Origin of the sequence: Micromonospora sp. AMSO12t, assembly GCF_008806585.1 — a bacterium.
GTDB lineage: Bacteria > Actinomycetota > Actinomycetes > Mycobacteriales > Micromonosporaceae > Micromonospora > Micromonospora reichwaldensis.
The window spans coordinates 1-5,983 of the sequence record NZ_WAAS01000337.1; the positions used below are offsets into that span (position 1 = coordinate 1).

At 76.5% G+C, this 5,983-nt stretch carries 8 protein-coding genes; 3 read left to right on the plus strand and 5 right to left on the minus strand.

What is annotated here, in order from left to right:
• The 5 genes from F6X68_RS29655 to F6X68_RS29675 all read right to left on the minus strand — a co-directional run.
• Positions 1-393, minus strand: a 393-nt coding sequence (locus F6X68_RS29655; RefSeq protein ID WP_151457341.1) for an SDR family NAD(P)-dependent oxidoreductase, incomplete at its 3' end; no start/stop codon positions are given.
• A gap of 97 nt (positions 394-490) precedes the next feature.
• Positions 491-937 carry a hypothetical protein gene (locus F6X68_RS29660; RefSeq protein WP_151457342.1) on the minus strand — a complete coding sequence of 149 codons (447 nt, stop codon included), beginning with the start codon at positions 935-937 and terminating at the stop codon, positions 491-493.
• Positions 934-1,752: a DUF692 domain-containing protein gene (locus tag F6X68_RS29665; RefSeq protein ID WP_151457343.1), complete on the minus strand. Its 819-nt coding sequence runs from the start codon at positions 1,750-1,752 to the stop codon at positions 934-936. Before F6X68_RS29665 ends, F6X68_RS29660 begins: the two co-directional genes overlap by 4 nt.
• Positions 1,749-2,660 carry a TIGR04222 domain-containing membrane protein gene (locus F6X68_RS29670; protein WP_151457344.1) on the minus strand — a complete coding sequence of 304 codons (912 nt, stop codon included), beginning with the start codon at positions 2,658-2,660 and terminating at the stop codon, positions 1,749-1,751. Before F6X68_RS29670 ends, F6X68_RS29665 begins: the two co-directional genes overlap by 4 nt.
• 118 nt (positions 2,661-2,778) lie before the next feature.
• A complete protein-coding gene (locus tag F6X68_RS29675; RefSeq protein ID WP_151457345.1) occupies positions 2,779-3,351 on the minus strand; it encodes a TetR/AcrR family transcriptional regulator in 573 nt (190 codons plus the stop codon).
• Positions 3,352-3,460: 109 nt separating this feature from the next.
• On the opposite strand from F6X68_RS29675, the gene F6X68_RS29680 reads away from it, so the two are divergent.
• The 3 genes from F6X68_RS29680 to F6X68_RS29690 all read left to right on the plus strand — a co-directional run.
• Positions 3,461-4,327 carry a carbon-nitrogen hydrolase family protein gene (locus F6X68_RS29680; RefSeq protein WP_151457348.1) on the plus strand — a complete coding sequence of 289 codons (867 nt, stop codon included), beginning with the start codon at positions 3,461-3,463 and terminating at the stop codon, positions 4,325-4,327.
• Positions 4,328-4,386: 59 nt separating this feature from the next.
• Complete coding sequence (locus F6X68_RS29685; protein ID WP_151457346.1) at positions 4,387-5,031, plus strand: HAD family hydrolase; 645 nt, start codon at positions 4,387-4,389, stop codon at positions 5,029-5,031.
• A gap of 251 nt (positions 5,032-5,282) precedes the next feature.
• A partial coding sequence (locus F6X68_RS29690; RefSeq protein ID WP_151457347.1) for an RIO1 family regulatory kinase/ATPase occupies positions 5,283-5,983 on the plus strand: 701 nt, incomplete at its 3' end.

Below are 5,983 nucleotides of genomic sequence, written 5' to 3' on the forward strand. Positions count from 1 at the left end.
CCCGGCCAGGTGCTCGGCGACGGTGCGAACCATCCGGACGGTGCCGAGGAAGACCGTCTCGAAGGAGCGGCGCCACTGCTCGTCGGTGACCGAGGCGGCGCTGCCCGGCGGCGGCCCGCCGACCGAGACCAGTGCCCCGTCGAGCCGTCCGAAGTGCTCCCGGGCCACCGCCACGAGGCGCTCCGGCGTCTGCGCGTCGGCCAGGTCGGCGGTAAGCCCGACCGCCCGCTCCGGCCCGCCGAGGCGCTGCGCGGCGGCGGCCACCGCGTCGGCGTCGCGGGCGGAGAGCACCACCCGGGCGCCGTCGGCGACGAGACACTGCGCGGTGGCGAAGCCCAGCCCTCGGGAGGCGCCGGTGAGTACGTACACCCGATCGGTCAGTCCGAGATCCATGCCGTCGATCCTGCCGCACCCGGCCGGATCCGCCAGCGGGGCCCTCGGGCCGGTGCGCGGTGGGCGCTCAGCGGCGGGCGGTCCGGTGGCGGGCGGTTCAGCTGCGGGCGGGACGCAGCAGGCGTACCCGACCGGCGAGCTGGACCGCGACGGCCCCGCCGGCGCGCCCCCACGCCGGCAGCCGACGCGGGCGCGGCGGGGTGTGCCCGTCGTAGCGGTGGGCGGCCTCGCGCGCGGCCAACTCCTCCGCGCCGAGCGGCGGCAGCGCGCCCCGGTCGCGCAGGTCGCGGGCCAGGTCCCAGCCGTCGCGCAGCGAGCCTCCGGTCGGCCGCCCGGCCGCCCAGCGGGCGAAGGTCTCCGGCCACCGGGGACCGAGACCGGCGGCGAGCAGCGGCCAGTGCCGGGCCACCTCCCCGGCGCGCTTGCGGAGCAGCGCGGTCCCGGCGGCGGCGAGCGCCGCCGGGTCGAAGCCCGCCGGCACCGGGCCGCCGGCGACCAGCGCCGCCACCAGCGCCGCCTGCCGCTCGGCCAGGTCGCCGCTCACGTCACCACCGGGAAGCCGGACACGGCGGCGAGGGCGTCCAACTCGGCGCGGAGCACCGGGGCGGGCGGGTAGTGCCCGTCGCGTTCCAGCAGGAACGCCGGCGGCCGGCGGCGGGCGCACAGCTCGCGGATCAGGTCGAGCACCGCCGGGGGCACCGGATCGGTGTGCGTGTCGTGGTAGTAGCCGCCGTGCTCGGCGCCGCCCGCCACGTGCACGTAGGAGACCCGCTCCAGCGGCAGCCGGTCGAGCAGCGCCAGCGGGTCGGTGCCCCGGTTGCGGGCGTTGGCGTACACGTTGGCGACGTCCAGCAGCAGGAACGCGCCGGTGCGGTCCAGGATCTCGGTGAGGAAGTCGGCCTCGTCCAGCTCGTCGTCGGGCCAGTCGAACAGGGCCGCGATCGGTTCCAGCGCGAGCGGCACCGGCAGCGCGGCCTGCGCGCGGGCGACGTTGGCGCAGACCGCGTCGACCGCCTCCCGGCTGCGGGGCAGCGGCAGCAGGTGACCGGCCTCGACGCCGCCGGCCCGGACGAAGGCGATGTGCTCGCTGACCAGCGGCGCCCCGACCAGCTCCGCCACCGCGCCCAGGTGGGCGACGCGCGCCGGGTCGACCGGTTCCGCGCCGCCGAGGGAGAGGCGCACGCCGTGCGGTACGACCGTCACGCCGCGCTCGCGCAGCGCGGCCAGCCCGGCGGGCGGTGGCCCGGTCGCGGCGACGCTCTCCGCGACCACCTCCACGAAGCGCAGCCCGGGCAGGTCGGCGACGAACCCGGCGATCTCCGGCCGCCAGCCGATGCCGACGCCGGCGGGGCCGGTCATCCGCCGCACCCGCCTCCGCCGCAACCCCCGCCGCCGCCGCACGAGCTGCCCCCGCTGCACGAGCTGCCGCCGCCGCATCCGCCGCCGGTCGAGGAGGCGCCGGAGCCGCTGATCGCCTGGCGCTGGATCTCGGCCTGGCTGGCGAAGCCGGGGTCCATGGCGTAGAGCGACGCGGTGCCGAACAGCGCGACCCCCATCGCGGCGCCCGCCGCGCCGTAGGTGGCGTAGGCGGGGGCCGAGGCGGGCGCGAGGTAGGTGTGCTGACGCCGCAGGCCGCGCAGGGCCTGGGTGGCGGCGCGGGTGCGCCACGGCACCCGGTACAGGAGGACGGCCACGACGATCAGCGGGAGCTGGCTCAGCACGAGCCAGCCCACGGGACGGTCGTTGCCCAGGCCGGCGAAGATGCGCAACACGCCGACCAGCAGCAGGGCGGTGAGCAGGAACGCGCCCCGGCGCAGCGCGGCCCGGCGGGCCGGCGGGAGCGCGAGTCCGCGCTGCTCCAGACTCGTCCGGAGCTGGTCGAGCGCCCGGACCACCCACTCGTCGCGGGCCAGTTCCCGGGTGGTGGCGTTCCGGCCGGCCGCGAAGTGGATGGCCTGGTCCAGTGGCGTGATCCCGGCCGGCAGCGCACCGCCGGTGGTGAGCCGCCGGTCCGGGCGTACGCCGATGGCCCCGCTGCTGCGCAGCCCGCCGAGCGAGGCCCAGATCGCCAGTTGCTGCCCGCCGTTGAGGTAGGCGACCTGCTGCGGGCCGAGCTGACCCACGTCGCCCACCTGCGGCCCGGCGAGGACCGAGAGCCGGTGGACGACCGTGCCGACGATGATCACGACGGCTGCGAGGAGATAGACCCCGAGGAAGGCGGGACCGGAGATGCCCCAGGTGTCACCAGGTGCGGCGAGGACGGTCATGTGCTGCTCCTGTCGGGCGAGGGGGATCGCGACCCAATTGTGGAGCAGGCCCGCCAGGGTGGACCCACCGCGTGGACCGAGTTACCGGACCGATACGCAGTGGCGCGAGGGCGGCCGGTCAGCGGCGGCGGACGGCCTCCTCGACCAGGTCGAGCACCGGGCCGAGGTCGCCGGCGGGACGGCCCATCGCCAGGTGCAGCACCAGGCCGTCGTAGGCGAGTTCGAGGAACTGGGCCAGCACGTCGATCGGCATGTCCTCGCGGAGCACGCCCGCCTCCCGCTGCCGGGCGAGCCGGTCGCGGGTCGCCTCGGCGATCGCCGCCGACCGTTCCGCCCACCGCCTGGCGAACGCCGGGTCGGTCCGGAGCCGCCGGGACACCTCCAGTTGGCTGCCCAGCCAGCCGGTGGTGTCGGGGGAGACCGCGCCGGCCAGGAGGTCCCGCATGACCTGGACCAGGCCGTTGCGGGCCACCGTCTCCACCATGGCCGCGGCGTCGTCCTCGGCCACCGCCAGGAAGAGCGAGTCCTTGTCGCGGAAGTGGTGGAAGATCGCGCCCCGGGACAGCCGGGTGGCCTCCTCGAGCCGGCGGACGGTGGCGCCCTCGTAGCCGTGCCGGGCGAAACAGGCCCGCGCGGCGGCGAGAATCTCCTGCCGGCGCGCGTCGAGCTGGTCCTGACTTACTCTGGGCACGGGTCGATCGTGACAGCTCGCCCCCCACCATGCAAACCGTACGTACGGCTTGGTTTGGCCGCGCGCATGATCATCCAAGGTCGGCGCGTCGGATTAGGATCGGCCGGTGATGCCACTTCCCACCGCCGTCGCGGTCCCCGCCGCACCGCTGACCGTCGCGGCCGTGCAGGCCGAGCCCGTCCCCGGCGACGTGGCCGGCAACGCGGCGAGCGCCGCCCGGCTGGTCCGCCAGGCCACGGAGCGGGGCGCCCGGGTGACCGTGCTGCCCGAGCTTTTCCTGCCGGCGTACCACCTGCCGACGCTCGCGGCCGATCCGGCCGGCACCGACGTCGCGGCCGACACGGCGGCCCGGGTGGACGACCCGCGGCTGGACCCGCTGCGCGAGGCGGCTCGCGACGGTGGCGCCGCCGTGGTGGTCGGCGCCGCCGTCCGGCACCCGGACGGCCGGCGGACGATCTCCGCCCTGCTGGTCGACCGCTCCGGCGAGGTCCGCGTCGGCTACGACAAGCAGCAGCTGTGGAGCGGCGAGCGGGAGCTGTTCGTCGCCGGTGACCGGGGTACCACCCTGCTCGTCGACGACTGGCGGCTCGGGCTCGGCATCTGCTACGACGGCTGCTTCCCCGAGCACGGCCGGGCAGCGGCGGCCGACGGGGCGCACGGCTACCTCTGCCCGAGCGGCTACCTGGCCGGCTCCGAGCACCGCCGCGACCTCTACTACGCCGCCCGTGCGCTGGACAACACGATGTACGTGGTGTTCGCCAACCTCGTCGGCGGCGCCGACCCGTGGCGGTTCAACGGCGGCGCGGCGGTCTACGACCCGGAGGGCCGGCCGCTGGCCCGGGGCGCGGACACCGGCGAGGCCGTACTGGTCGTCGCGCTCGCCCCGGAGGCCCTCGCGGCGACCCGGGCGGCCCACTGCATGCTGCTCGACCGCCTGCCCCACCAGGGCGGCGCCCGCTCCGCGCTGCCGGCCTGACGGGCGCGGGGAGGAGCCGGCACTGTCGCCGGGCGGTCGCGCTCCCGTAAGGTGCCCGAGTGCCGCTGCTCCTGCTGGACCTGGACAACACGCTGCTCGACCGGGCCGGTCCGTTCCGCGCCTGGGGGGAGCGTTTCCTGGCCGGTGTCGGCGCGCCGCCGGCCGACATCGACTGGCTGCTGTCCATCGACGCCGACGGGCTGACCGACCGGTGGGACGTGGCCGACGCCGTGCGTGACCGCTACGGGCTGCGGATCCCGTCCATCGACCTGGTCGAGGAGCTGCACGACGGCGTGGTGGCCAACATCCGGCTCGACCCGCTGGTCGCCTGCGCGCTGCGGATCGCCGACGGGGCCGGCTGGACGCCCGTGGTGGTCAGCAACGGCGGGGTACGCCAGCAGGAGGCCATGATCCGGCGTACCGGGCTGGACCGCTTCGTCGCCGACTGGGTCATCTCCGAGGAGGTCGGCGTCAGCAAGCCCAACCCGAGGATCTTCGCGCTGGCCGCCCGGCGGGTACGGCTGCCCCTGCGCGGCGCCTGGGTGGTCGGCGACGGCCCGGAGGCGGACATCGGGGGCGCCGCCGCCGTGGGCCTACCCAGCGTCTGGCTGCACCGGGGGCGGAGCTGGGTCGACGACCGGTTCGCCCCCACCCGCACGGCGGACGGCGTGATCGCCGCCGTCGCGACGGTGCTCGCCGCCTGACGGGGGAGCGCCACCAGCCGCCCGGTGAGCCGGCGCGGCGGCTGGCCAAGGGGTTTCCGCCCAGCCCCGGCGGGGCGCCGGACCTGGGCTGGCGTAATTCGGTTGACCGGGGCGGCGTCGGACCGCGAGCATGGTCGGCGCATCGTGCAACCGGGTCCGCGCCCGGTCGAGGAGAGGGGGTCGGTCATGGCCGTCTTCGCAGGTCACTACCACCTGCCCCCATCAGCCTCGAGCAAGGGATCACCACCGCAGTGCGCGATCACGACCTTCCGGCGCGCGAGCGCCGTACCCGCGGCAAGCGCCGCTTCGACGACGACGAACAGCTCTTCCTGAAGCGTGGCCGGGCCGCCGAGCCCGCCCTCGCCGACCCCGACGCCGAGCCCGACCCCGACACGGGGGAGCGCTGGTCGTCCTGGGACGACGCCGTGCACGGCCCGCAGCCCCACCCCGAGTGGCTGGTCACCGAACTGGCCGCCAAGGACACCGAACTCGGGATGCTCAAGACCGGCAAGGAGGCGGACGTCCACCTCGTCCGCCGGGCGGTGCCCGGCACCGACCGGTCCTGCCTGCTGGCGGCCAAGCGGTACCGGGACCCCCAGCACCGCCTCTTCCACCGCGACGCCGGTTACCTGGAGGGCCGCCGGGTCCGCCGGTCCAGGGAGAACCGGGCGATGGCCGGTCGCACCGCCTTCGGCCGGCAGATGATCGCCGGGCAGTGGGCGGCGGCCGAGTTCGCCGCGCTGGCCCGGCTCTGGGAGGTCGGCGCCCGCCACGGCACGATCACCGTCCCCTACCCGGTGCAGCTGCGCGGCACGGAGCTGATGCTGGAGTTCCTCGGCGACCAGGAGGAGGGGCTGGCCGCGCCCCGGCTGGCCCAACTACGGCCGGAGGCGGGGGAGCTGCGCGAGCTGTGGGGGCAGCTCGTCGACGCCCTCGTGGTGCTCGCCCGCGC

What these genes read in the sequence shown, in the direction of transcription:
- F6X68_RS29670 (WP_151457344.1), bottom strand. Translation starts at nt 2,660, where the DNA reads ATGACCGTCCTCGCCGCACCTGGTGACACCTGGGGCATCTCCGGTCCC.
- F6X68_RS29665 (WP_151457343.1), bottom strand. Translation starts at nt 1,752, where the DNA reads ATGACCGGCCCCGCCGGCGTCGGCATCGGCTGGCGGCCGGAGATCGCC.
- F6X68_RS29680 (WP_151457348.1), top strand. Translation starts at nt 3,461, where the DNA reads ATGCCACTTCCCACCGCCGTCGCGGTCCCCGCCGCACCGCTGACCGTC.